Below are 25,782 nucleotides of genomic sequence, written 5' to 3' on the forward strand. Positions count from 1 at the left end.
TCAACCGTCCGCAACATCAGTTTCATCTTTCTCGTCATTTTCTTTGCGGGGCGACACGGTCAACGTGCCCTGCTCGAACAGGAAACCGGCAATATCCGGGGTGCCGGCGGCCGACACGACCGTCTGGATGATGATCAGCAACGGCACCGCCAGCAACGCGCCGGGCGTGCCCCATACCCACCCCCAAAAGGTCAGCGACAGGAGAATCAGCAACGGGTTCATCGTCAGCCGCCGGCCCAGCAGCAGCGGGGTGATGACGTTGGCCTCCACCAGATGAAAGCCGACCTGCAATCCGGCCGGCAGCAGCGCGACATAGACGTCGTCGAACACCATCAGGCCGCCCAGCCCCAGCAGCACGGCGGCCAGCATCGGCCCGAAATAGGGCACGAAGTTGAGCAGCGCCACGATGCCGCCCCACATCAGCGGCGAAGGCATGCCGATCAGCCACAGGGCGACCGCCACGGCCAGGCCCAGCGACAGGTTGATGATCGCGATAGTGATGACATAGGCCGACGTCGCATCGACCACATTCTGGATCACCCGCGCCACCGCCATCGCGCCGTCGAAACTGCCGCGACTATTGATCGTGCGCCGCCGCAGCCGGGTCCAGCCGGCGAGGAAGAAATAGATGATGAGCAGCGCGAACACCATCTGGATGATGGCCGAGGGCGCCGACGTGGCGGCAAATTGCAGCAGGGATCGTGGCGCCTCCACCGCGGCCGTCTGCGCCGCGGCAACCGGGCCGGTCGCCAGCATCTGCACGGTTTCATCCACGAAGCGCTGAAGATTGGCGTAAAAGTCTATCAGCGGCGCCAGGTTCGCCTGAATCTGCGGCAGGCGCTGCGGCAATATCACGAACCATTCGGTCGCCGGCACCACGATCAGCACCAGCGCGGTATTGGCGACCACCAGGAAGCCCACAACCGCGATCAGCGCCGCAAATCCCGAAGGCAGCCCGCGCCGCTCCATCCATTCCAGCAGCGGCACCAGCGCGATGGCGACGACCAGCGCGGCCGTCAGCGGCAGGAAAAACTCCGCCCCCGCCCGCAGCGCAAAGGGCAGCGCCAGCAAGAGGCCGATACCCGATGTCAGCGCGATCGACGCCAGCAGCCGGTCGCGACGCCGGTTGACCTCTTGCAACTCCGTCAATGGCACGCCCGATTCCCCTTTCGTTCACCCCGATGTGCGCTGCCGGGGGCGCAGCGTCAATTTACAAAGGGCGTGAGCGGGCCGCGCATAAGGAAAAGGCCGGCTTAACCAAATATTTGCGCTCGGTTGCTATGTCCGGACGCCAAGGGGACGAAGGAACGGGGAAGACTATGACGCGCAGGCTTTTGGCCAGGCTCGCCGGGGCGGCGGGCATGGCGATGGGCATCATGGGCAGCATGACGGGCGTGGCCGCAGCGCAGCCGGCGATGCGCCTCGACACGCAGATGTTCGTGGAGCGGGTATCGACCGACATTAACGGCCGCGCACGCCGCACATTGGCGAGCGCCGACCGGGTCAGTCCGGGCGATACGCTGATCGTCATCGTCCATTGGCGCAATGACGGCAGCCATGCGCTGCGCGATTCCGCCATCACCCGTCCGGTGCCGCGCGGCATCCGCCCGGACATCAGCGATCCGGCGATGATGGTGTCTGTCGATGGCGGCAGCCATTGGGGCCGCCTGGACCAGATATGGCTCCCCACGCCGCTCGGTGGCGTGCGCCGCGCCGTGGCAGAGGATGTAACCCATATACGCTGGCAATTGCCCGATATGGTGCAGCCCGGCCGCGCCGGTAGGCTCAGCTATCGCGCGGTCATGCGCTGAATGGGCAAGCGGGCGACTTCATGCCGCCCGCCCCTGCCCTGATACTCAATCCACGAACAGGAAAGCCGGCGCCTCCAGCAGCTTGCGCACCGCCTGTACGAAGCTGGCCGCGTCCCATCCATCGACGACGCGATGGTCGCAACTGATCGACAGGTTCATCAGCTTCGCCGCGACGATCTCCTTACCCTTGAATATCGGGCGTTCGATCACGCGATTGGGACCGATGATCGCGACTTCGGGCCGATTAATGACCGGCGTGGTGGCAATGCCGCCCAAAGGCCCCAGCGACGTCAGGGTCAGGGTGGATCCGGACAGTTCCTCCGACTTGGCCTTGCCGCTCCGCGCAGCGTCGGCAAGACGGCGGATTTCGGTCGCCAGCTGCCACACATTGCGATCCTGCGCATCGCGGATCACCGGCACCATCAGGCCCGCGTCGGTCTGCGTCGCCATGCCCAGATGCACCGAACCGTGCCGCGTCACCACGCCTGCCTCATCGTCATAACGGGCGTTGAGCATCGGGAAATCCGGCAGCGCCTTGCAAAGCGCCACGATCAGCAGCGGCAGCATGGTGAGCTTGGGCCGGTCACCGCGCTGGGCATTCAACTGCTCGCGCAGTTCCTCCAGCGCGGTGACGTCGATTTCCTCGACATAGGTGAAATGGGGGATGTTGCGCTTGGACGCCGCCATATTCTCCGCAATACGGCGACGCATGCCGATGACCTTGACCTGTTCGTCCGCGCGCCTGGCGGATCGGCCGGCCGGGCGATAGCCCTGCCCCTGTCCATAAAGGAGATAGGCGTCGAGGTCCGAGTGGCGGATATGATCGCCGGCAGGCTTCACCTGGGCAAGATCGACGCCCAGTTCCTTGGCACGCGCACGCACGGCGGGAGAGGCTAAAACCACTTCTTCCCCCCTCCCTTTCAGGGAGGGGTTTGGGGTGGGTACCGCCGCAGGCGGTTCAACGTCCGCAACGGCAGAAGGCTCGCGACGCTCGCCACCCACCCCCGGCCCCGCCCTGATAGGGAGGGGAGTTTCGGCGGCTTCCGCAACCACAGCATCGCCCGGCACTTCCGCCTTGATCGTTTCGACCGACGGCGGCGGCGCAGCGGCGGCTTCGCCCTCCACCTCTATCTCCACCAGCATCGCGCCGATCGAAATCTGGTCGCCCGGTTCGCCGGCCAGCCGCACGACCGTGCCCGCGACGGGGCTTTCCATCTCGACCGTCGCCTTGTCGGTCATCATGTCGGCGATCGGCTGGTCTTCCTCGACCCGGTCGCCCACCTTGACGTGCCAGCCGACGATCTCGGCCTGTGCGATGCCTTCGCCGATATCCGGCAGTTTGAATGTGAACAGTGCCATGACTGATCAGTCCTTCATGATCTTGTTGATAGCTTCGCGGATGCGCACCGGGCCGGGGAAATAGGCCCATTCCAGACTATGCGGATAGGGTGTGTCGAAGCCGGTGACGCGCTCGATCGGTGCTTCGAGATGATAGAAGCAACGTTCCTGTACCTGGGCGAGCAATTCCGCGCCAAAGCCGGACGTCCGCGTCGCCTCATGCACGATCAGGCAGCGGCCGGTCTTGCGCACCGATTGCTCGATCGTGTCGATGTCGAGCGGCACCAGGCTGCGCAGGTCGATAATCTCCGCATCGACGCCATGCGCCGCGACCACATTCTCCACCACATGGACCATCGTGCCATAACACAGGATGGTCAGCGCCTGCCCTTCCCGCGCGATCCGCGCCTTGCCCAGCGGGATGCGATAATAGCCGGCCGGCACCTGCGCGTCTGCATGGCCGGCCCAGCTCTTTGCCGGCGTATCATAATGGCCGTCGAACGGGCCGTTATAGATGCGCTTGGGTTCGAAGAAGATGGTCGGATCATTATCTTCGATCGCGGCGATCAGCAGGCCCTTGGCATCATACGGGGTGGACGGGATTACTGTCTTGATCCCCGAACAATGGGTGAAGATGCCTTCGGGCGACTGGCTATGGGTCTGGCCGCCGAAAATGCCGCCGCCAAAGGGCGACCGCACCGTCATCGGCGCGATGAACTCGCCGGCCGACCGGTAGCGCAGCCGCGCAGCTTCCGACACCAGCTGATCGAGCGCGGGATAGATATAGTCGGCAAACTGGATTTCCGGCACTGGCCGCAGGCCATAGGCCCCCATGCCCACCGCCACGCCGATGATCCCGCATTCGGTGATCGGCGTGTCGAACACGCGATTTTTGCCATGTTTCGCCTGAAGGCCGGCGGTGGCGCGGAACACGCCGCCGAAAAAGCCCACATCCTCGCCCATCACGACCACGGTGGGGTCGCGGTCCATCATCACGTCCATGGCGCTGTTGATCGCCTGGATCATGTTCATCTGCTGCACGTCGGCAGGGGTATCGATCAGAGTGTCAGTCATGGACATATCCTTCTCCTCGCCCCTTCAGGGGAGAGGGTTGCGAAGACTTGGCAGCTTGCTGCCTAGTCGAAGCTGGGAGAGGGGGAATGACGAGAAGATGGCCTTTGGATGCCGCCTCTCCAACCTTCGCCAGACGGCAAGCCGTCAGGCTTCGGTATCCTCTCCCCTGAAGGGGCGAGGAAAAAGCGGGCGCGCTCACAGCCCAGCCGCCTTCCATTCGTCCAGCATCTGCTGCTGCTGTTCCTTGAGGTGCCAGGGCATTTCCTCGAACACATCCTCGAACATCGATTCCATCGGATGATGCAGGCCATGGCCCAATATGCCGTTCTTCTCCGCCTCACGGGCAGCGTCGCGGACCAGCTCGGCCAGTTCCTTGTCCATCGCGGCGTGGCGATCCTCGTCCCAGATGCCGAGCGTGATGCAATGCGCCTTCAACCGCGCGATCGGATCGCCCAGCGGCCAGAGGCTGCTTTCCTCGGCGGAGCGATAGGCGGTCGGATCATCCGACGTGCTATGCCCCTCGACGCGATAAGTGAAATGCTCGATCAGCGTCGGCCCGCCATTGGCCCGCGCCCGGTCGGCGGCCCAGCGCGTCGCGGCATATACCGCCAGGATGTCATTGCCATCTACCCGCAGTCCAGCAATGCCATAGCCCACGGCGCGCGCGGCGAAGGTCGTGGCCTCCGCTCCGGCAAAACCTGAAAAGCTGCTGATAGCCCATTGGTTATTCACGACATTCATGATCACAGGCGCGCGATAGACGCTGGCGAAAGTGCAGGCCGAATGGAAATCGCCCTCCGCCGTCGACCCCTCGCCGCACCATGTCGCCGCGATGCGGGTGTCACCCCGCGCCGCGCTGGCCATCGCCCAACCTACCGCCTGGGGATATTGGGTGGTCAGGTTGCCGGAGATGGAGAAGAAGCCCGCTTCCCGCGCCGAATACATGATCGGCAACTGGCGGCCCTTCAGCCGATCGCCGGTATTGGAATAGATCTGGTTCATCATGTCGACCAGCGGCCAATCGCGGGCGAGCAAGATGCCCTGCTGGCGATAGCTGGGGAAACACATATCGTCCCGCGCCAGCGCCAGAGCGGCGCCGATCGACACCGCCTCCTCCCCAGTGGACTTCATGTAGAAGCTGGTCTTGCCCTGCCGCTGAGCACGGAACATGCGTGCGTCGAACGCGCGTGTCAGCGCCATATAGCGCAGCATCCGCAACAGCGTCTCAGGCGGCAGCTTGGGGTTCCAGGCCCCGACGGCGGCGCCATCCTCATCCAGCACGCGGACCAGCCCATAGGCCAGGTCGCGCATGTCGCCGGGCTGCGCCGTCTCATCGGGACGCGGCGCGGCATCGGCGGCCGGAATGTCGAAATGGGTGAAGTCGGCGCTTTCGCCGGGCCGCGCGGGCGGCTCTGGCACATGCAGGCGTAGCGGCGGAAGGTTCCGCCCGGCCTGCCCTTGCGTGACGCCTGATCCGATGGGATCGCTCATCCTGCCTCCTATGGTGCATTGCAATAATATTGCTTGCGGCAATTATTAAATTACAACACCACGAAAGGCAAGCCTTCCTTACCCATTTTTCCTGTCTTCTATGCGATCGACTGTCCAACTCGCTGTCTCGTCGGCGGCTTTCGGACAATGATCGCCGCGGAAATATGGGCCAGCGGCGCGTAATCGCTCACCTCGAAATCTTCGATGCGATAAATGAAAATACGCGAAGGCCACCGATTGATCCGCAATTTCGGTATGCCGGATGGAAGCCTGTTCATCTGCGCCTGCAGTGATGCAGATGCCGGCTGACCCCTTTTGCCCCAAAAGAAGGAGGCCCCGCCGGGGGGATGGCGGGGCCTCTATGGAGGTCGGACGGATCGAGCGGGGGGCAAAATGATGCGTCCGACAGCTTCAATAACCAGCGGCCCGCTTTGCGGTTCCCGGCAAAAAAAGCCTTAATGCCTCATCGACGCTGTTTTTTCGATCCACCGCCTGTCGTCAACTGGACCAGCGCGGCATGGATGTGGGCGCGGCGCTCGGTATCCCGAGTCACTTCCAGCATCGCCCCCAGGCTGGCTCGCGCCGCATCGACTTCGCGGTGGACGAGTTGAAGCCGGGCCAGTTCCCACCAGCCCGCGTCATGATCGGGCGCCATCACGGTCATGCGCTCGTAAAGCGCCTTGGCGCGAATCGTGTCGCCCGCCTGCTCTGCGCGGCTGGCCTGATTGAGGAGAAGGCGCACGAGCGTCATCCGGTTCGACATGGGGGCGACATGCACCTCGCTCGGCCAACCGCCAGCACCCGACACTTGTTCGAGCAAGGCGAGCAACTGCTCGGGCGTGACCAGCCGGCCGCCGTTGAACGGATCGATCAGGGCCGGCGCGCCCTCAGGCCCTATGCTCACCAGCACATGGCTGGGCGTATTGAGGGCGTCCGATCGCCAGCCCATGCGGCGCGCAGCCGCCACGTACAGGATGGAGAGGCTGACCGGCAAACCGCGGCGCCGGTCGAGAACCCGGATCATGTCGGCATTGAGCGGTGCGTCATAGCTGTCGCGATCGCCGGCAAAACCCAGAGTCTCGCCAATCACCTCTGCAAGCAACGCGCCCTGCGCTTCGCCAGACGCCAGATCTTCGTCGAGGCGCTGTTCGCACGCAGCCTCGACCGCTTCGCTGATGTGGCGCAGTTGATCCAGATAGGGCTCAATATCCCGCCCTTCATGATCGAGCGAACTGAGCGCCAGCGCGGCGCTATCCAACTCGATATCCTCGTCTTCGAGTAACCCGATATACCCGATCGTCTCGGCAAGGCTGGTCAAGCCACCCCCTCCTTCCGGGCACTGCCTGTGTCCGAAACCCGTGCGTCCATGTTTTCGCCGATCGCCATCAATTCCTCCATTTGCCCGGAGATGGGGACTGCCTTCGCTGATTGCCACAGATGACGGCCTGCTGCGATGCGTCAGTGGCGCGCAACCATTTGAGCAGCCGGCGCATTACCCCCCCATTCCCCTTCGTGCAGGAGAGCATCCTTGCCCAATAGACCTACGGGCGTCAGGCCCTTGCTGCATCCCTTGCACGGCCTGCTCCTCGCTTTTCCCGTGGCACTGTTCACGGTCGCGCTGCTGACCGACATCACCTATCTTCAGACCGCGGAAATCCAGTGGACCAATTTCTCCTCATGGCTGATCGTGGGCGCCCTGCTGGGTGGCGGCTTGGTGCTGATCTGGAGCATCATTCTGGCGATCGGCGCCCGGCGCCATGCCCATCGGCAGCCATCGCTGATCTACGCGCTGCTGATCGCCATCATGTGGATTGCGGGCCTGATAAACGCGTTTCAGCATAGTCAGGACGCCTGGAGTTCGGTCGGCGTCACCGGCCTCATCCTGTCGATCATCAGCATGGTCTTCGCCCTGTCGGCCAGTTGGGTCGCTCACCGCACCGTCAGGGAGATTGCTTGATGAGCATCGCTCGCCCGCGCAGCCTTTGCGCCGCCATCTTCGCCCTCGCGCTCGCCGGCTGCGGCGACAGCCAGCCCGGACTCGATCAGACCGGCGCCAATCCCGACCTGCCGGGGCAGCGCCAGACGCTGGTGCCGCCGATCAGGATCGCCACGCCAGAGGGCTGGGGTGGCGAAAGCCCGACCGCGCCGCAAGGTTTTACCGTGACCGCACTGGCGACCGACCTCAAAATACCACGCCAGACGCTCGTCCTGCCCAATGGCGACATCCTGGTGGCGGAAGGGTCAGGCGGCAGCGCGCCGCCCATGCGCCCCAAGGATGTGATCGCCGGCTATATCAAGAGCATGGGCAAGACGCCGGTCAAGGGCGGCAATCGCATCACGCTGCTCCGCGACGCGGATGGCGATGGCAAGGCGGAAGTGCGCACCACTTTCATCGACGGCCTCAATGCGCCTTACGGCCTCGCTTTCGTGGACGGCAGCCTGTACGTCGCCAATCAGGATGCCCTGCTGCGCTTCCCCTATCGTGACGGCATGACGCGGATCGCCACGCCCGGTCAGGAAGTCACCACGCTCCCATCCCGCCTCAACCATCATTGGACCAAGGCGCTGACCGCGAGCGCGGATGGCACGAAACTCTATGTCGGCATCGGATCCAACAGCAATGTGGGCGAGCGCGGGATGGCGGTCGAGGAAGATCGCGCCGTCATCTGGGAAATCGACCGCGCGACCGGCGCGCATCGCACTTTTGCCAGCGGCATCCGCAATCCCACTGCCCTTGCCATCAATCCGCAGACGCAGGCACTCTGGTCGGTCGTGAACGAGCGGGACGAACTCGGGCCGCAGCTTGTGCCGGATTATCTGACGTCCGTGCGTCCAGGCGGCTTCTACGGTTGGCCCTACAGCTATTGGGGCCGTCATGTCGATCCGCGCGTCCACCCCCAGAACCCCAAGATGGTCGAAAAGGCGATCCGTCCGGATTATGCTCTGGGCTCTCATGTCGCGGCCCTCGGCCTCAGTTTCGTGACCGGGGCCGGCCTTGGTCCGTCGTTCGCACAGGGTGCCTTTATCGGGCAGCATGGCAGCTGGAACCGGCAGGATCTGTCGGGCTACAAGGTCGTCTGGGTGCCGTTCGCCAATGGTCGGCCGGCAGGAAAGCCTGTCGATTTCCTGACCGGCTTCATCAAGGATGGCCATGCGCGCGGTCGCCCGGTCGGCGTGACTTATGATCCGTCGCGCGAGAGCCTCATCGTGGCCGACGACCTGTCGAACACGGTCTGGCGGGTCGCCCCCGCCCGTCCCGCGCCTGCACGATGATCGCAGCCCTGCGCTGGCGCGGGCCGGTCGAGATCAGCGCCAATCCCGAATGGCAGCAACTGGCGATCTATGCCGTCGGTGCTGCCATCATCCTCATCATCCTGTTCAACATTCCGTTCGTCGGCCGCATCTTCCGCGCTTTGTTCTCGGTCGGGATGCTCGCGCTCTGCCTCTTCTTTCTGTTTCAGCAGGCACCATTCGATCCCACGCTCTCGCGGATAAAGTCGCAACTTGGCCTCGACGATCAACGCGTGACGGGCCGGGATGTACGCATCGCCATGCGCCCTGACGGACATTTCTGGGCACGCGTGTCGATCAATGGCGTCCAACGGCGCATGTTGATCGACAGCGGCGCGACCATATCGGCGATTTCCGAAAAGACCGCGGCGGAGGCCGATGTTGACAAGGGGGCCGGCCTGATGCCCGTGATCCTTCAAACGGCCAATGGCGCCGTGCGCGCGGAAACCGGCTCGATCGACCGGCTCACCGTCGGCACGATCGAGGCGCGCAACCTGAAAACGGTCATATCCCCAGCCCTCGGCCCGATCGACATATTGGGCATGAATTTCCTGTCGCAGCTGGCGTCCTGGCGCGTCGAAGGAAGGACATTGATCATGGTCCCGCATCGCCCTGATAAGGCGGCATGACGGAGCGCAAAGCGCCGTGGCGCGTTGACCATATCTGACGTGAAAAGGGATATGATGTGCGCCGACTTCTGATTGCTGGTTCGATATTTGCCCTGTCCCTCCCTCTCGTCGCCTGCGACAATGTAACGACCCAGAACAGCACGGCCTCGGCTGGCAAGGCGCAGTGGACGGACGGCAATCTGCGCCAGTTGCGTGAAGCGATCGATCATCGTGCCCGGCATGGTCTGGACCATCTGAATTTCGATGCGAAGGATAACGGGCCAGAGGCGCAGACGGAGGTCGCGCTACGTTATGCCGCAGCCTTGGCCCATGGCGATAGTGATCCGACGAAGCTTTACGACGTCTACACCGTCGCGCGCCCCAACCCCGATCTGCGCGCAGGCCTTGCCAAGGCGATGGCCGAGAACAAGCTGTCAGACTGGCTGGAAAGCCTCGCCCCCCAAAGCGACGAATATCGGGCGCTGTCGAAAGCCTATCTCGCGCTGACTCGCCAAGCCGAGGCACCCGCCGCAGCCATTCCCGCCACGAGCAAGGCCATCGAACCGGGACAGAGCGATGGCCGCATGCCTGCCATCGCGCGGCAACTGGTCGCGTCCGACTATCTCGACAAGGGGCAGGCGGGCGGCGAGCGCTATAGAGAGCCGATGGTGCAGGCTGTCAAGCGGATGCAGCAGGACTTCGGCATCAAGCCGGACGGCTCGATCGGCACCCAGGCATTGGAAATCCTGAACCTGTCCGATGCCGACCGCGCACGGGCCATCGCCGTCGCCATGGAGCGCACGCGCTGGCTCGATCGCACTCCGCCCGCCACGCGGATCGACGTCAACCTGGCCGCCGCGCGGCTCAGCTACTGGCGCGATGGCAAGCTCGCCAATGTCCGCAAGGTCGTGGTCGGTGAGCCCGACACGGAAACGCCGCAGCTGGGATCGCCCATCTATCGCCTGGTGGCGAACCCGACCTGGACCGTCCCCCGCTCGATCGAGCGAAAGGAAATTGCCGGCAAGGGCGCGGCCTATCTACGGCGCAACAATATGGTGCGAAAGGACGGATGGATCGTCCAGCAGCCCGGACCGAAAAACTCGCTTGGCCTCGTCAAGTTCGACATGAAGAACGAGCATCAGATTTATCTGCACGATACCCCAGCGAAGCAGTTGTTTGCGCAGGTGCAGCGCCAGCGCAGCCATGGCTGCGTCCGGGTCGAAGATGCGGAGGGCTTCGCCGCGATGCTGGCGCAGGACGCCGGGATTGTGGACGAATGGAACAAGGCCCGTGCGACGGGGAAGGAAAGCTTCGTCCCCTTACCCCGCGAGATACCGGTTCGCATGCTGTACCAGACCGTCCTGTTCGACGATCAGGGCGAACCGGTGGTGCGCGCCGATCCCTATGGCTGGAACGACCGAATTTCGGTCGCGCTCGGCTTCAAGGCCGGCAGCGGTGCGCGGCTGCGCGGCGCCGGCTCCGACATCGGTCCGTGATGGCCGACTAAAGCCGAACCCTAATTGCCGTTCCAGCGGCGCACCGGCCCCGTATCGACATGGACGAACCCGTCATCGGGATAATAGCCGACGCCGCCAGCCTTCAAAGAAAGCGCCGCTTTCTGAAGGCTGGCAAGGCGGACATTACGCAGTTGGATGTCCACCGCCTTGCCTCGCATGTGCTGGCTCTTGGACGCGACGCCATGACTGCCGAGATGCAGCCGCGCGTTGGTCTTGGGTGATCGATAACCGGAAATGAGCGTAAAATAGGCTCGCTTGTCCGCCCCGGTCGCCGCATGCAACTGCACCAGCGTGTCGAACAGATCGGTGTCCATGCGGGTCACTTCGCCGGTGCGCCAATCGCGCAGGAAGTGATTGAGCTCCGCAATGCCCGAAGCACGCAGCCGTCCACCCGAATAATAGCAGACATCCACTTTCTCCCCATTGTGCGCATTGCGAAACAACAGGCGCCGCTCGGGCAGAGCGGCCCATGTGGTGGCAGGAAAAAGCTGCGATGCACCACAAGCGGCGGCGCCCAGCAGCACCGCCCGTCTATCCATCATCATGTAAGTCGTTCGTCCCGAAATCGCGTCAGGGAGATAAAGCCGCACCCGCGCGTTGCTTATCTCACTGAGATATAGGGTGCATTTACCGAATGAAAAGACGGGTTCCATGGTATTGTCTGATTTTGGCCACCGCTGGTCTTGTGTCGATCCAAGCAGTCGGGCAAGCCCCCAAACCGGCTGAAGCGACGCACGCCGCGTCCTTGCCCGCGAATATCGACGTCGCCATATTCCGCGCTCAGGTCCAGCTGGACCGGGCGGGCTTTGGTCCGGGGGTCATCGACGGGCGAAAGGGTCGCTTCTTCGCAGCAGCGTTGAAGGGATATCAGGCCGCCCAGGGACTGCCGCAATCTGGAGAACTTGACGGCGGCACGCGCGCTGCCCTGGACAAGGATGCCGCCCCCGCGCTCATGACCATGGTGCTGAAGGACGATGCGCTTACCGCTGACTTCACACCCGACATCCCTCCCAAGATCGTCGATCAGGCCGCGCTGCCCCATCTTGGATATCGCGATATCGTGGAACGACTGGCCGAGCGCTTCCATACGACGCCGCAACTTCTGCTCGCGCTCAATCCGGCATTAAGGGCGCCACAGGCCGGTATGGAATTGCGACTGCCCAGCCTGATCCCAGCCGATCGCGCCTATGACGTCAGCCTGTCACCGCAATGGCGCGACACGCTCGCCACCCTCAACATCGGCGCACGGCAACCCCAGGCGGCGAAGATCGTCGTCGACAAATCCGAAAGCCTGCTCAAAGTCTATGACAGCCAGGATCGCCTGGTTGCGCAATTTCCCGCGACCACAGGCAGCGCGCATGATCCCCTGCCGATCGGCAAATGGAGCATACACGCCATCGCCTTTCTGCCGACCTATCATTATAATCCGGATCTGTTCTGGGATGCCGCCGAAAGCGACGGGAAAGCCGTATTGCCGCCCGGCCCCAACAATCCCGTCGGCGTGGTCTGGATCGACCTCAACAAACCCCATTATGGCATTCACGGAACGCCGGAACCGGCCCGGATAGGACGCTCGCAAAGCCATGGCTGCGTCCGGTTGAGCAACTGGGATGCCGCGCGCCTCGCGCAGATGACCAGTACCGCAACGCAGGTCGTCTTTCAGGAATGACAATCTCAAGCGCAGGTGAGCGGGACGTCGCCGCCTAGCGCTTGTCTTCCGCCGCTTCGCTGTCGCCCCGCATCTGGCCATGTGCCAGCACGGCGAACAGCCCCGTGCCGCCGATAATGTTGCCGACGAGCGCGGGCAAAAGAAAGTCGCGCAGCATCTCCGTCAGGGTCATGAGACCATTCAGCCAGAGAAAGGCCGTCTGCGAAAAGCCGGTCACGACATGGCTGAAACCACCGAGCGCGATGACATATGTCAGCAGCGAAATGACCCAGAACTCGCTGCCTTTGGCATTGGGCAGAAGCCAGGCGATGGACGCCATGAGGAAGCCAGCCGGAATACCCAGCGTCAGCGTTTTGATGGCGCCCTGCGCGGGAAGTTTTTGCAGGATATCGATCGCGACGAGCCGCTGCTCATGGGTAATGATGACCTCGCCCGCCATCAGCGCGACCACGATCAGCACACCGATCAGATTTGCGGTCAATACGACGGACCATAGCCTTGCAAGCTTCGCCAATCCGGTGATGCTCGGCCGCGCCGCAACGGGCAGCACAGCGGTGACGGTGCTTTCTGTGAACAACTGAAGCCGCCCCATGATGACGATCACATAGCCGACGGGATAGCCCAGCAGATAGACGAGTTCGGCCCAGCGCTCGTCCGGCAGGCGCATGCGCAGATAGAGTTCGGCCAGAAAGGATATGGTGATGGCAAGGCCCGCGGCGAGCCCAGACAGCAGCAGAGCGACGACCGGCCGCGCCAGTTCTTCTTCGCCCTGAAGCCGCACGGCTTCATGCACGACCATATGGGAACTGGCCTGACGCCGCAGGACATCCTGTGCTTCATCGGGCGACAGGGCATCGTCAGGGACGCTGGGATCATCCGCCGAAGGCTGATCCTGATCAGACGTCATCGACCACGGCTTTGACGGATCGAAGACACGAAGTCGGGCTGGATCGTGCTTCGCCTCGTCATCCGATCAGGCGGCCAGTGCCAGCAGGCCCGACACACCCGGTCGCCCCGCTTGGCGGGTCTGGATCCTGTCGAGATAGGCAAAAATGCTGACGACCGCATCTTCCGTAACGTCGAAGTCGCTGCGCGCGATTTCCAGAACGCCGCCGTTCATCAGGGCTTCCAGCGCCGCGCGCGCCCGCGCAACCCGGCTCTTCACCGTCCCGACGGCGACACCCGTGATATCGGCCGTCTCTTCGTAGGAAATCCCGCCGGCACCGACGAGGATCAGGGCCTCGCGCTGCGGTTCGGGTAGCTGCATGAGTGCACGCATCAGGTCGCGCAACTGGATGCTGGTGTCTTGCGAAGCCGGCGCAGCCAGAACACGGTCCGCGACGAGATCATCCCACTCCCCGGTGAAGCGGAGGCGACGGGTCAGGCTGAAATAATGGTTGCGCAGGATCGTGAAGGACCAGGCGCGGAAGTTCGTGCCGGCCATATAGCGGTCCCGCGCCGCCCATGCCTTGAGCATCGTTTCCTGGACAAGGTCGTCGGCCAGATCGTGATTACCGCAAAGGCTGCGGGCAAAAGCACGCAATTGGGGGATCACACGGCTAAGCTCGCCCTTGAAGGCTGCGTCGGTCAGGCTGGCAGGTGCGTCCTGCGTCGAGATGGCGTCCGACATATGATCCCCTTCGTGAATAGTTAATGTAAGAACATTCCGGCACGGCATCGGTTCCGGTTGCGAAATGGATAGGGCATGATTGTCCGCACTTTATTGCGGTGCAGAAATGTTTGAACCTCCAGCGCTTTTGCGGGTTTGAAGGATTACAGCCGCAATCGGGGGACTTCAGCCAGACGATGGCACGCGCCTGCACTCTCATTATCGCGCTCCTATGCCTGAGCGGTTGCAACGCGCAGCAATCGACCCTGTCCGTCTTTGGTGCAGACGCACGCGATATCCGGCATATCGCCATCGTGCTGACCGTCGGGGCGGTCGTCATCCTCGCGATCACGGCCACGCTCTACATCCGCGCCGTCCGCGCGCCCGAACATAGCCTGGACCATCATCAAGGTATGCGCATGATCCTGTGGGTCGGCGCGATCGGACCCACGCTGATCCTGACGGCGCTATTGCTCTACGCCCTGCCCGCGATGCGGCCGCGCCCCGCCAGTCCTGCCGATCTCGTCATCCGGGTAGAGGGCGAACAATTTTGGTGGCGGGTCGCCTATCGACCGCCGGGCGAAGCCACGCCGCTCCTCTCCGCCAATGAGATACGCCTGCCTGTCGGTCGTACGGTGCTGTTCGAACTTGGCGCGACGGACGTGATCCACAGTTTCTGGATCCCCGGTCTTGCCGGCAAGATGGACATGATCCCCGGCCGCACCAACCGGCTGGTGGTGAAAGCCGAGAAGCCGGGACGCTATCGCGGCGTATGCGCGGAGTTTTGCGGACTCAGCCATGCGCTCATGGCGTTCGACGTGATCGCGATGGAGCCGGCAGCCTTCGACACATGGATGGCCGACGCCCGTGCCATCGTGCCTCTGCCGGCCATCGCCACGCCCGGCCGCGCCCTGTTCGATGCCCAGGGATGCGGCGCCTGCCATGGCGTCCGGGGCACGCCCCATGCCGGCACCATCGGCCCCGACCTCAGCCGTTTCGGCGAGCGGCGGACGCTGGGCGCGGGCATATTGCCTCCCACCATCGACAATATCGCCACCTTCATCCGCGCACCGCAGGTCAGCAAGCCCGGCGTGCGCATGCCCGCCTATCCGCAACTCAGCCAAGAGGAAGCCCGCGCCATCGCCCATTATCTCAAGGGCATGCGATGAGCCTGCACGATCAGGACGATCCCGCGCTCCGCGCCGCACAGGAAGAGCGGCTTCGCGCGGTATGGAAGCCACCGAGCGGCCTGTTCCTGCGCTGGACCGACTGCAACAATAATCGGGTCGGCGTCTGGTATGTGCTGACCGCCTTCGCCTTCATGCTGTTCGCCGGCGTGCTGGCGCTCATCATGCGCACGCAGCTCGCCGTGCCGGACAATGATCTGGTGAGCGCAGGCACGTTCAACCAGCTGTTCACACTGCACGGCTCGATGATGATGTTCCTGTTCGCCGTGCCGATGTTCGAGGCGGTGTCGATCATCCTGCTGCCTCAGCTTCTGGGGGCGCGCGACCTCCCCTTCCCGCGCCTCTCCGCCTTTGGCTACTGGTCCTTCCTTCTGGGCGGCGTATTCGTGGGCGGCTCCATCTTCTTCAACGCCGCGCCCGATGGCGGCTGGTTCATGTATCCCCCGCTCACCACGCGGACGGACCTGTCCGGCCTTGGCGCCGACATCTGGATGCTCGGCCTATCCTTCATCGAAGTGTCGTCGGTCGCCGCTGCGGTCGAACTGATCGTCGGCGTCCTCAAATGCCGGCCACCGGGCATGCGGCTGAACCTGATGCCGCTCTACGCCTGGTACATCCTGGTGGTGGCGGTGATGATCCTGTTCGCCTTTCCGCCACTGATCGCGGGCGACATATTGTTCGAGATGGAGCGGCTGCTGAACTGGCCCTTCTTCGACGCGAGCCGGGGCGGCGACCCGCTGCTGTGGCAGCACCTGTTCTGGATCTTCGGCCATCCGGAAGTCTATATCGTCTTCCTGCCCTCTATTGCCCTGTTCGCGATGCTGGTGCCGACCTTCTCCAACCGCCATTTGCTGGGCTATCCGTGGATCGTGCTGGCGGCGGTGGGCACCGCCTTCCTGTCCTTCGGCCTGTGGGTCCACCACATGTTCACGACCGGCCTGCCCAAGATCAGCCTCGCTTTCTTTTCTGCCGCATCGGAAGCCGTGGCCATCCCGACGGCGGTGCAGATCTTCGCCTTTATCGCGACCTTATGGGCGGGCCGCGTCACCTGGTCGACACCGCTGCTCTATGCGACGGGCAGCCTCGCCATCTTCGTCATCGGCGGCCTCACCGGCGTGATGGTCGCGGTCGCGCCATTCGACTGGCAGGCGCACGACACCTATTTCATCGTCGCGCACCTCCATTATGTGCTGATCGGCGGTACGCTGCTGCCGCTGTTTGCGGGCCTCTATTATTACTGGCCGCTGGTCACGGGAAAGAGGCTGTCCGACCGCCTCGGCCGCATCGCCTTCTGGATGCTGTTCGTCGGCGCGAACCTGACCTTCTTTCCCATGCATTTCTCTGGGTTGATGGGCATGCCGCGCCGCGTCTTCACCTATCCGGAAGAACTCGGGCTGGGCGGCCTCAACATGGCGTCCACCCTGGGAGCATGGCTGTTCGCGGCGGGCGTGGCGGTGATCTGCGTGGACCTGTGCCTCTCGCCCCGCCGGGCGAAGGCGCAGCGCAATCCCTGGGGCGCCGGAACGCTCGAATGGCTGGCGCATCCCGATGACGAGGATTGGGGCATCCGATCCATTCCACTTATCGAAAGCCGCTACCCGATCTGGGACCAGAAGGATTTCGTGCAGAAGGTCGATGAAGGCCGCTTCTTCCTGCCCGACGCGGAGGAAGGCCGGCGCGAGACGATCGTGACGACCGTGCTCGACGCCCGGCCGCTGGCGGTGATCCGCCTCGGCACACCCAGCGTCATTCCGATCCTGACCGCCCTGTCGCTTGGCGGCGTCTTCATCCTGACCACCTATCATCTCTACTGGGCGGCGCTGGTCTGCGCCGTTGCGACATTGGCCTGCGCCATATGGTGGCTGTGGACCGGCACGGCCGAAATCCCGGAAAAGCCGTGCAAGCCGATCGGCCATGGGATCGAACTGCCGCTCTACATCTCCGGCCCCGCCGCGCCGGGATGGTGGGCGATGTTCATCACCATGATGGCGGATGCGACCGCCTTTTCCGGCCTCGTCTTCGGCTATTATTTCTTCTGGACCCGACATGCCGATTTCCCACCAATGGCGATGGCGGACGGGCCGGGCATGTACTGGCCGATGGTGGCGCTGGTGCTCGGCGTGACAAGCTGGCTCGCCACCATCGCCGCGCGTGACGTCCATGCGCGGGGCAGCGTCGGGATCGCGCGCCTGTTGCTGATGCTGGGCATAGCGACCAGCCTCGCCGGGATCGCCGCAGGGCTTGCCGGGCCATGGACCCACGGCATGGACCCGGAAAACCATAGCTACCCCGCGATCGTGTGGACGCTCACCGTCTGGACGGTCGCCCATGCCGGCATCGCCGCGATCATGCAGAGTTACGCGCTGGCCCGCAGCATCGCCCGCCGCATGGACCCGCAGCATGACGCCGACATCCGAAACGTCACCGTCTACATGCACTTTTTCGCCCTCACCGCCATCGTCGCCTATGCGACCATCGGCCTGTTCCCGAGCCTGTCATGAAGGATCGCCGCCGCCATTGGTCCGAACGACTCAAGGTCACGCTGTGGACGCTGATCGTGCCGCCGACCATCTGGGCGGGGCATTTCCTCTTCTCCTATCTCTGGGCGGCCATATCATGCGCGAAGGCGGGCGCCTTTGCGACCTTCCCTACGCTGTTCGTCGTCGGCACCTTCCTTGCCCTCATCCTGATCGCTCTGTCCGGCTGGATCGCCTGGAACCAGGGCCGCATACCCGGTGCCAGCCCGCCGCATGAGGATTCGACCGATATCGACCGGCTGCGCTTCCTTGCGAAATCGACGCTGTTGCTCGCGTGCCTCAGCTTCGTGGGCGTGCTCTTCACGTCCCTGCCCGTCATCTTTCTGCGCGATTGCTTGTGAGGCGGGCGTGTCTCTTCACCGGCCTAGCGCTCCTGCCATTGGGCCTGATCGCCAGCGACATGGGCATGACGGGGCATATGGTTGCCCACATGACCGCCGTGGCTGTCGCCGCGCCGCTGATCGCCTTTGGCATGTCTGGCACGCGCGCCGACCCGGCGATGCGTTTGCCGCACGTCGTTTCTCCCATGGCGATGATGCTGGTCGAACTTGCTACCGTCTGGCTCTGGCACCTGCCCGCCCTGCGCGCCGCCGCCCATGGATCGTGGATGGTCATGGCGATCGAACAGGCCTGCTTCCTTCTAGCTGGCCTGCTGCTCTGGTCATCCGTCCTGCATGCGCCACAGCGGATCGCCGGCATCGGCGCCTTGCTGTTGACCTCCATGCACATGACCTTGCTGGGCGTCCTGATCGGCCTCGCGCCGCGCCCGCTATACGCCCATCACGGCATCTATTTCGGCCTCGATACGCTGGCCGACCAGCAATTGGGCGGCGTGGTGATGCTCGTCATCGGCGGCGCCAGCTACATGATCGGCGGCCTCGTCCTGCTCGCCGGATTGCTCAAGGCGAGGGAGGACGCGCCGGCATGACCATCCGTATCACCTGGAAACGCGTGATCCTGACGATCTCCATCCTGTTGGCAGCGGGCATGGTCTTCGCCTGGTCGGGCGCGATGCAGATATCGGCGTCCTCGGGCCACTGGAAAGTCACCGACTGGTTCCTGCACTGGGTCATGCGCAATTCGGTGCGGACCTATTCGGCGCTCCAGACCCCCGAAGGCCAGGCGCCCGATCGCGACCTGGTCAGCGCCGCCGGCCATTTCCGTCAGGCCTGCCAAGTCTGCCACGGTGCGCCGGGCGTGAAGCCATCCCCCGTCATGCAGGCGTCGACGCCCCCTGCCCCGGACCTGTCCGTCACCGCGCAGGAATGGACCGATCGCGAACTGTTCTGGATCATCCGGCACGGCGTCAAACTCACCGCCATGCCGGCCTGGCCCGCCACGGAGCGCGATGACGAGGTCTGGCGAATGGTCGGTTTCGTGCGCCGCCTGCCCGGCATGACACCGGAGCAATATCGCGCGCTGATTGAGGAACCCTTGTCCGTCGATCTGCCGGGCACACGCCCCGGCACGCTGGCCGCCTGCACCTCTTGCCATGGCAGCGACGGGCGCGGTCGTGGCCAGCCCGATATTCCCGTGCTGGGCGGCCAGAAACCGGCCTCTCTTCTTGCGGCTCTGCGCAATTATGCGTCTGGCACTCGCAAGAGCGCGCCGATGCAGGTGGCCGCTGCGACACTGACCGATGAAGAGATGGCGCGGCTGGCAGCGCATTTCGCCGCCATGCCGGGGCTTGCACAGCGGCCCATCCCGACCTTGCCCATCATAGCGAAAGGCGATCCTGCACGGCAGCTTCCCGCCTGCGGCAATTGCCATGCGCCCGGCAAGGACGCGCCTATGCTGTCCGGCCAAAAGCGCACCTATCTCGCCGCCCGTCTGCGCCAATGGCAGGGCGATCCGACCGTGGTCGACGCGCGCAAGCCCGCAGATGGCATGGCCGTCATCGCGCGCCGGATTCCGCCGGATCAGATCGATGCGATCGCCGCCGCTTTCGCTGAACCATGAGCTTGCCCGACCGGAAAGGATTGCCATTGTCGACCATCATCAACCGCAGAAAGGCAAGCGCCATGCTGGCGACCGCTGCATGGGGGATGACCATGCCGGCGCGAGCGGCGCCCCCTCGTCGCCTGCTGCTGCGTGGTGCGGATCATCTGCTGACGATGACCGACCCGCCGCGCGCGAAAACGGACATGCTGATCCACCAGGGGCGGATCGAGGCGATCGGTCCCGACCTGCCTGCGGGCGATGCGGATGTGATCGACCTGTCCGGCCATGTCCTGATGCCCGGTTTCGTCGATACCCACTGGCATATGTGGAACACGGCGGCGCGGGGGCTGTGGCGCAGCGCGAAGGGCGGCTTCATGCCGACCATGGCCGCGATATCGCCCCATTTTACGCCTGCCGACGTCGCCATCAGCGTGGATCTGGCGCTCGCCGAGGCGGTGAACAGCGGCATCACTACCGTGCACAACTGGGCGCATAATGTGCGCAGCCCCGCCCATGCGGATGCGGAAATCGCCGCCATGATCCGATCCGGCGTTCGCGGTCGCTTCGCCTATGGCTACGCCCAAGATGTCGGCAAGGACCAGCCGATGAACCTCGACCATCTGTCCACGATCGCGCGCAGGCGCCCTTCGAACCTCGTCTCCATCGGAATCTGCGCGCGTGGCCCGGATCGTTCGGCCCCGCCTGTCTGGCAGGCGGAATGGGACGTCGCGCGCCGACTTGGGCTGCCGATCTCCACACATATGGCGTCCGATCCGAAATCGGCCGCCAGTGGCGGCATCGCGGCACTGGCGGCGCGCAAAGGCCTCGGGGCCGACGTACAACTCGTCCATCTGACCGCCGCATCGCGCGCCGACATGGATCGCGTCGCACAGGCAGGATCGCCCGTGTCGATCAGCCCCTGGACCGAATTGGAGGTCGGCTATGGCGTGCCGCCCATAGCCGACATGATCGCCGCGGGTCTGCTCCTTGGCCTGTCCGTCGACAATATGGTGCTGGCGGGACAGGCAGATATGTTCTCGGTGATGCGCCTGTCGACGGATCTTGCGCGCGGGCTCTCTCGCAATCAGCTGTTGATGGAGGACATGACAGCCCTGCGCTGGGCCACGATAGATGGCGCCCGAAGCCTGGGCCTGGGGCAGCAGGTCGGTGCGCTGGCGCCGGGCATGCGCGCCGATATCATTGCGGTACGGGTGGATGCGCTGAACACCGCACCCGCCGCCGATCTGCCATCGCTGCTGACCCATGCCGCCCGCCCCGACAATGTGTCGCTCGTCCTGATCGACGGCGTTGCGCACAAGCGCGACGGCCAGTTGGTGCGGGTAGATCTGCCGGCGATCCGCGCCAAGGCAAGCGCATCCATCGCAAAAATTCGATCGGCCGCTGCCATCTAGAGCTTCTGCTGTGCATGCAATTGGCCCTTTCGTCGTTTCGCGCGTTGTTCGCTAGCAACGATCCAGAAAGAAACCATGTCTCGCTTCGATCGAAGCCCCGCGCACAAGGAAGCTGCCGAATGATGCGAGGAGCCGCCTTCGCGCTACTTTTGCTCGGCGCCTGCGACGCGTTGCCGCGCGACCCGGCTGGCACATCGACACGGATCGAGCGGAACCGCATCTTCACCGTAGCACTGGCCGATCCCGCCATTCGCTCAGCGCCGCAGGTCGGCAGACTTGTCGAAGAAATCGAGCGGCGCACCAAAGCGCGCGCGCAATGGCGCAGCGGTTCGGGAGAGCCTCTGTTCCAGCAACTGGACGAAGGCAGGATCGACCTCGTCATCGGCCGCTTCACGGCGGACAGCCCATGGGCGGCGGACGTCGCCTTCGCGCCTGCCCTTTCGACCAGCGGCACCAGAGACGCGCCGATCAAGCTCAAAGCCGCGATGCGTAATGGCGAAAATCGCTGGATCATGACGGTCGAGCGCGCCAGCCGCGCGATATCGCAGGAGGCACGCGACCAATGAGCCGGACCAGCCTGCCACAGGAATTGCGCGAGCCGATGGCCAGGGCGATCCGCCTTGAATATTGGAACATCTTCTGGACGCTCACCATCATCGTCACGATGGGGCTGGTGCTGGGTCAGAGCGAGACGATGAAGACCGCCTGGATCGAGGACACGCTGGGTCTCGTCCCGCCGGTCATGTTCCTGATCGCCGCGCATATGGAGCGCCACAGCCATCGCTCGCGCCGCTTTCCTTTCGGCTTCGAGCGGGTCAACGGGCTTGGGTTTTTCGTGGCGGCGGTCGCGCTGACGGCAGTCGGCGCGCTGTTGCTCTATAATGCGCTGATGGCGCTCGGCACGCAGGAGCATGCGACCGTCGGCTCGATCGTCATTTTGGGGCACGATCTGTGGCTCGGCTGGCTGATGCTCGCCGCGCAAATCTATTCGCTGATCCCGCCCCTGTTCATCGGGCGCAAGGAATTGCCGCTGGCAAAGCAGCTCAATGACAAGCTGCTCCATACCGACGCGCTGATGAACAAGGCCAACTGGCTGACGGGCGCGGCGGGATTGGCCGGCATCATCGGCCTCGGCCTTGGCTGGTGGTGGGCGGATTCGCTCGCGGCGGCGATCATTTCAGTCGATGTGCTCAATGACGGGATCAAGGCGCTACGCTCCTCCACCGCCGAACTGGTCGACGGCGCGCCGCGCGCTCTTTCCAGCACGGACCTGTCCCAGGACGCGCAGAAGGTACGCGATCGGTTGCAGGCAGAATTTCCCGATGCCACCGTCCGGCTGCGCGAAACCGGGCGGCTGATCCGGGCCGAAGTACATGATGCCCACCCACCGTCGGAATGCCGCCATCCCCGACATTATTGGCCCGACGATGAGGATAGAGCCTGGCGACTGGCGCAAGTCAGCTTCATCCCGCCAATGGAGGCGGACGAGAAAAGCTAGATCGGCGGCGGTTGGCGGATCGCATCGGCCTGTTTCTCTGGCCGGATATAGATGGAAGTCAGCTCCGGCACGCGTGCCTTCATCTCGCGCTCGATATCCTCGATCAGGCTTTCCGCCTCACCCATCGGCAAATCGTCGACGAAATCGGCGCTGATCGCCACGAATACGGCGTCGGGCGCGGTATGAATGGTACGGACATGGTTGACCGCGCTGATCTGCGGCCGCTTGTCGAGGGTCGCCCAGACAATAGCGACGATGGCGGGGTCCGCGCTCTCCCCGATCAACAGCCCCTTGGCCTCGCGCGCGAGCAGGACGGCGACACCGGCCAGGATCAGGCCGATCGCGATCGACGCCACACCGTCAATGCGGGGATCGGCATAATGATGGCTGGCCCAGACGCCGACACCGGCGATACCAAGCCCGATCAGGGCCGCGCTGTCCTCGAACAGAACGATGAACCCTGCCGGATCCTTGGACCGGCGAATCGACTGCCACCAGCTGCTCGCACCGCGCTTCCCGTTGAATTCGCGCACGGCGATGGCCCAGCTCGTCCCTTCCAGAAGCACGGCGACGCCCAGCACCACATAGTTGATCGTCGGATCGCGCAGCGGCTCCGGCTGGGCGATATGCACCCAGCCTTCATAGATCGAGACACCAGCCCCCACCGCGAAGATCAGGATCGCGACGACGAAGGCCCAGAAATACAGCTCGCGCCCATAGCCGAACGGGTGGCTGGCATCGGCGGGACGCTTCGCCTTGGCCTGTCCATAAAGCAGCAACAGCTGATTGCCGCTGTCCACCAGGGAATGCACGCCTTCGGTCAGCATGGAGGAGGAGCCGCTGATCGCCGCCGCCACGAATTTGGCGATGGCGATCCCGACATTGGCGAGCAGGGCGCCGTAAAGAACGATATTCTCGCGAAACCTGCCCGACAGACCCGCCATGCGGCTCAACCCGGATAGGGGCTGGATTGCAGCAGACCTGCCAGATGCGTGGCATTGCCTGCCACCATCTTGGCGGTCTTCGTCACCATTTCGGGCGTTTCCTTCAGATCCTTGAAGTCGGTCGATCCCATCGCTTCGCCGACCCAATAGCAGGCGGCGACCGCCGGAATGGTCCAGCCGACATCGTTAAGCGCCTGGAAAAGCTGGGCCGACGAGAAATGTGCGCCGTCTTCATTGCCCACGATGGCCGCGACCGCGACCTTGCCATAGCTGGGCATTCGTCCCTGGTCGTCAGTCTCGGACAGGAAAGCGTCCATGCGCTCCAGCACGCGCTTGGCGACGCTGCTGATCTGGCCCATCCAGATGGGACCGCCAAAAATCAGGATATCGTGGGCCAGGATCTTTTCCCGCAGCGCCGGCCAGGCGTCGCCATCACCTTCATCGGAGGTGACGCCGGGCTTGATATTGAGCGCGGCGATCCGAACGGTTTCGGTGACGGAAACATCCTTCTCACCGAAAGCCTTTGCCAGAACGGCGATCATGGCATCGGTCGAGCTATCCTCGCCGGTATCCGCCTTGAGGGTGCAATTGAGCGCCAGGGCCTTGAGCGGCATCGATCATGTCCTTTGGATCTTGGCGACCGCAGGATGCGACCGTCCGTTCATCGCAGGCATAACTCTTGAGCGATCGATGGGTTCTTTGCGACCAAGGCGATAATTGTCGAGCGACACGGCCGAGACGATCCATGACGATGAGTCGCCCGGGCATGCGAGCGAACTCTCGCCCAGGCCCGAACGGTCGCCGCACCAGCATGACCATGTAGCAAGGCGTTACAAGCTAGACGGCCACGTCGGCCTTGATGGCAGCGTGCGGATCATAGCCCTCGACCTCGAAATCATCGATCCTGTAGCCATCAATGCTATCAGGCCGGCGGACCAGGCGCATTTTGGGGAAATGCCGCGGCTCTCGCGTCAGTTGCTCTCGCGCCTGATCGAGGTGGTTCAGATAGAGATGGGCATCGCCGGCCATCCACACAAACTCACCGGGAAGCAGATCCGCCTGTTGCGCCAGCATCATCTGAAGAGCCGTGGCGCCCACCAGGTTGAAGGGCAGCCCCAACAGGACATCGACGGACCTCTGAAACATCAGGCAGTTCAGACGCCCGTCCGAGGTGACATGATATTGATAGACCATGTGGCAGGGGGGAAGCGCCATTTCGCCCAACTCGGCCACATTCCAGGCGTGGAACAGCATTCTGCGGCTAGATGGATTGTCCTTGAGCGTCGTGACGAGTTGAGCGATCTGATCATGCTCCTGCCCGTCAGGGCCGGCCCAACGCCGCCATTGCTTGCCATAGACAGGCCCTAATTCACCCCAGCGCGCAGCAAAATCATCGTCCTCGACGATACGACGCTCAAATGCGTCCTGATCAATGTCTTCCCCAGTCTCGCGCCGGTAGGTGGCGAGCGGCCAATCGCTCCAGATCCGTACATTGTCGCGCAGCAGATCCTGGATGTTCGTGCCCCCCTTCAGGAACCAGAGCATCTCCTTGATAGAGGTCTTCCAGTAGACCCGCTTCGTGGTGATGATCGGCGCAGTCCCGTCCGACAGGTCGAATCGCGCCGTCGCTCCAAAGACTGAGCGCGTACCCACGCCCGTCCGGTCGACACGTTCGTCGCCATTCTCCAGAATATGTCGCATCAGGTCCAGATATTGACCCTCGGGATGCCCGTTCTGCGCTACCAACTCAAATGCCTCCGCTACCAACAGCCGCCTGTATAAGGGAGAGCGCATGCAAACACGATATCAAACGCACAATCGCAGCCCGACGTTCGATTACCCGACGCCCATTGAT

General features: G+C 63.7%; 25 protein-coding genes and 1 pseudogene. 14 read left to right on the plus strand and 12 right to left on the minus strand.

Going from position 1 to position 25,782, the window contains the following annotated elements; translation table 11 throughout:
• On the minus strand, positions 1–1,155 hold the full coding sequence (locus F4U95_RS08330; protein ID WP_120250241.1) for an AI-2E family transporter: 1,155 nt from the start codon (positions 1,153–1,155) through the stop codon (positions 1–3).
• A gap of 206 nt (positions 1,156–1,361) precedes the next feature.
• Here F4U95_RS08330 and F4U95_RS08335 point away from each other — a divergent pair, with 206 nt between their 5' ends.
• Positions 1,362–1,811: a hypothetical protein gene (locus F4U95_RS08335; protein WP_150425495.1), complete on the plus strand. Its 450-nt coding sequence runs from the start codon at positions 1,362–1,364 to the stop codon at positions 1,809–1,811.
• Positions 1,812–1,856: 45 nt separating this feature from the next.
• Here F4U95_RS08335 and F4U95_RS08340 read toward each other — a convergent pair whose 3' ends face one another.
• The 5 genes and pseudogenes from F4U95_RS08340 to F4U95_RS08360 form a co-directional block, all read right to left on the minus strand.
• Complete coding sequence (locus F4U95_RS08340) at positions 1,857–3,170, minus strand: dihydrolipoamide acetyltransferase family protein (protein WP_150425321.1); 1,314 nt, start codon at positions 3,168–3,170, stop codon at positions 1,857–1,859.
• Positions 3,171–3,176: 6 nt separating this feature from the next.
• Complete coding sequence (locus F4U95_RS08345; protein WP_150425496.1) at positions 3,177–4,181, minus strand: alpha-ketoacid dehydrogenase subunit beta; 1,005 nt, start codon at positions 4,179–4,181, stop codon at positions 3,177–3,179.
• A 237-nt stretch (positions 4,182–4,418) separates the two neighbouring features.
• Positions 4,419–5,714: a 3-methyl-2-oxobutanoate dehydrogenase (2-methylpropanoyl-transferring) subunit alpha gene (locus F4U95_RS08350; protein ID WP_150425322.1), complete on the minus strand. Its 1,296-nt coding sequence runs from the start codon at positions 5,712–5,714 to the stop codon at positions 4,419–4,421.
• 98 nt (positions 5,715–5,812) lie between these two features.
• Positions 5,813–5,995: pseudogene (locus tag F4U95_RS08355) on the minus strand (thymidylate synthase); the annotation flags it as partial.
• A gap of 182 nt (positions 5,996–6,177) precedes the next feature.
• On the minus strand, positions 6,178–7,032 hold the full coding sequence (locus F4U95_RS08360; RefSeq protein ID WP_150425324.1) for a SirB1 family protein: 855 nt from the start codon (positions 7,030–7,032) through the stop codon (positions 6,178–6,180).
• Between the two features lie 210 nt (positions 7,033–7,242).
• On the opposite strand from F4U95_RS08360, the gene F4U95_RS08365 reads away from it, so the two are divergent.
• From F4U95_RS08365 to F4U95_RS08380, 4 genes are read left to right on the plus strand one after another with little or no spacing between them, the layout of a single operon-like run.
• Positions 7,243–7,671 (plus strand): DUF2231 domain-containing protein, encoded by a 429-nt coding sequence (locus F4U95_RS08365; RefSeq protein ID WP_150425325.1) that lies wholly within the window; start codon positions 7,243–7,245, stop codon positions 7,669–7,671.
• The gene (locus tag F4U95_RS08370; protein WP_150425326.1) at positions 7,671–8,987 is read left to right on the plus strand and encodes a PQQ-dependent sugar dehydrogenase; all 1,317 of its coding nucleotides are present in this window, start codon (positions 7,671–7,673) and stop codon (positions 8,985–8,987) included. The genes F4U95_RS08365 and F4U95_RS08370 overlap by 1 nt, the downstream gene beginning before the upstream one ends.
• The gene (locus F4U95_RS08375; RefSeq protein ID WP_150425327.1) at positions 8,984–9,634 is read left to right on the plus strand and encodes a retropepsin-like aspartic protease family protein; all 651 of its coding nucleotides are present in this window, start codon (positions 8,984–8,986) and stop codon (positions 9,632–9,634) included. The genes F4U95_RS08370 and F4U95_RS08375 overlap by 4 nt, the downstream gene beginning before the upstream one ends.
• A gap of 56 nt (positions 9,635–9,690) precedes the next feature.
• Positions 9,691–11,109, plus strand: a complete 1,419-nt coding sequence (locus F4U95_RS08380; RefSeq protein WP_150425328.1) for a L,D-transpeptidase family protein — start codon at positions 9,691–9,693, stop codon at positions 11,107–11,109.
• Positions 11,110–11,129: 20 nt separating this feature from the next.
• Here the strand turns inward: F4U95_RS08380 and mepK are convergent, their stop codons facing one another.
• The gene (mepK, locus tag F4U95_RS08385) at positions 11,130–11,675 is read right to left on the minus strand and encodes a peptidoglycan L,D-endopeptidase MepK (protein WP_150425329.1); all 546 of its coding nucleotides are present in this window, start codon (positions 11,673–11,675) and stop codon (positions 11,130–11,132) included.
• 140 nt (positions 11,676–11,815) lie between these two features.
• On the opposite strand from mepK, the gene F4U95_RS08390 reads away from it, so the two are divergent.
• Positions 11,816–12,799 carry a L,D-transpeptidase family protein gene (locus F4U95_RS08390; protein WP_246171537.1) on the plus strand — a complete coding sequence of 328 codons (984 nt, stop codon included), beginning with the start codon at positions 11,816–11,818 and terminating at the stop codon, positions 12,797–12,799.
• Positions 12,800–12,833: 34 nt separating this feature from the next.
• Here the strand turns inward: F4U95_RS08390 and F4U95_RS08395 are convergent, their stop codons facing one another.
• Both F4U95_RS08395 and F4U95_RS08400 read right to left on the minus strand, forming a co-directional pair.
• On the minus strand, positions 12,834–13,706 hold the full coding sequence (locus F4U95_RS08395; RefSeq protein WP_150425331.1) for a formate/nitrite transporter family protein: 873 nt from the start codon (positions 13,704–13,706) through the stop codon (positions 12,834–12,836).
• 66 nt (positions 13,707–13,772) lie between these two features.
• On the minus strand, positions 13,773–14,429 hold the full coding sequence (locus F4U95_RS08400; protein WP_150425332.1) for a sigma-70 family RNA polymerase sigma factor: 657 nt from the start codon (positions 14,427–14,429) through the stop codon (positions 13,773–13,775).
• Positions 14,430–14,605: 176 nt separating this feature from the next.
• Between F4U95_RS08400 and coxB the strand changes: the two genes are divergently transcribed.
• From coxB to F4U95_RS08440, 8 genes are all read left to right on the plus strand, one after another.
• Positions 14,606–15,577 (plus strand): cytochrome c oxidase subunit II, encoded by a 972-nt coding sequence (gene coxB / locus F4U95_RS08405; RefSeq protein ID WP_150425333.1) that lies wholly within the window; start codon positions 14,606–14,608, stop codon positions 15,575–15,577.
• A complete protein-coding gene (gene ctaD / locus F4U95_RS08410; protein WP_150425334.1) occupies positions 15,574–18,096 on the plus strand; it encodes a cytochrome c oxidase subunit I in 2,523 nt (840 codons plus the stop codon). Before coxB ends, ctaD begins: the two co-directional genes overlap by 4 nt.
• Positions 18,093–18,473, plus strand: coding sequence for a hypothetical protein (locus tag F4U95_RS08415; protein ID WP_150425335.1), 381 nt, complete (start codon positions 18,093–18,095; stop codon positions 18,471–18,473). Before ctaD ends, F4U95_RS08415 begins: the two co-directional genes overlap by 4 nt.
• Positions 18,470–19,060 (plus strand): cytochrome c oxidase assembly protein, encoded by a 591-nt coding sequence (locus F4U95_RS08420; protein ID WP_150425336.1) that lies wholly within the window; start codon positions 18,470–18,472, stop codon positions 19,058–19,060. The genes F4U95_RS08415 and F4U95_RS08420 overlap by 4 nt, the downstream gene beginning before the upstream one ends.
• Positions 19,057–20,091 carry a c-type cytochrome gene (locus F4U95_RS08425; RefSeq protein ID WP_150425337.1) on the plus strand — a complete coding sequence of 345 codons (1,035 nt, stop codon included), beginning with the start codon at positions 19,057–19,059 and terminating at the stop codon, positions 20,089–20,091. Before F4U95_RS08420 ends, F4U95_RS08425 begins: the two co-directional genes overlap by 4 nt.
• Complete coding sequence (locus tag F4U95_RS08430; RefSeq protein WP_150425338.1) at positions 20,088–21,485, plus strand: amidohydrolase family protein; 1,398 nt, start codon at positions 20,088–20,090, stop codon at positions 21,483–21,485. The genes F4U95_RS08425 and F4U95_RS08430 overlap by 4 nt, the downstream gene beginning before the upstream one ends.
• 119 nt (positions 21,486–21,604) lie before the next feature.
• On the plus strand, positions 21,605–22,051 hold the full coding sequence (locus F4U95_RS08435) for a type 2 periplasmic-binding domain-containing protein (protein ID WP_150425339.1): 447 nt from the start codon (positions 21,605–21,607) through the stop codon (positions 22,049–22,051).
• Positions 22,048–22,983: a cation efflux transmembrane domain-containing protein gene (locus F4U95_RS08440; RefSeq protein WP_150425340.1), complete on the plus strand. Its 936-nt coding sequence runs from the start codon at positions 22,048–22,050 to the stop codon at positions 22,981–22,983. Before F4U95_RS08435 ends, F4U95_RS08440 begins: the two co-directional genes overlap by 4 nt.
• Here the strand turns inward: F4U95_RS08440 and F4U95_RS08445 are convergent.
• The 3 genes from F4U95_RS08445 to F4U95_RS08455 all read right to left on the minus strand — a co-directional run bounded on the left by F4U95_RS08445 (position 22,980) and on the right by F4U95_RS08455 (position 25,721).
• Positions 22,980–23,927: a cation diffusion facilitator family transporter gene (locus F4U95_RS08445; protein WP_150425341.1), complete on the minus strand. Its 948-nt coding sequence runs from the start codon at positions 23,925–23,927 to the stop codon at positions 22,980–22,982. The genes F4U95_RS08440 and F4U95_RS08445 overlap by 4 nt on opposite strands.
• A gap of 5 nt (positions 23,928–23,932) precedes the next feature.
• On the minus strand, positions 23,933–24,541 hold the full coding sequence (locus tag F4U95_RS08450; protein WP_150425342.1) for a flavodoxin family protein: 609 nt from the start codon (positions 24,539–24,541) through the stop codon (positions 23,933–23,935).
• Positions 24,542–24,764: 223 nt separating this feature from the next.
• Complete coding sequence (locus tag F4U95_RS08455; RefSeq protein WP_150425343.1) at positions 24,765–25,721, minus strand: thymidylate synthase; 957 nt, start codon at positions 25,719–25,721, stop codon at positions 24,765–24,767.
• Positions 25,722–25,782 lie beyond the last annotated feature (61 nt).

The organism is Sphingobium limneticum, assembly GCF_008710165.1.
GTDB classification, from domain to species: domain Bacteria; phylum Pseudomonadota; class Alphaproteobacteria; order Sphingomonadales; family Sphingomonadaceae; genus Sphingobium; species Sphingobium limneticum.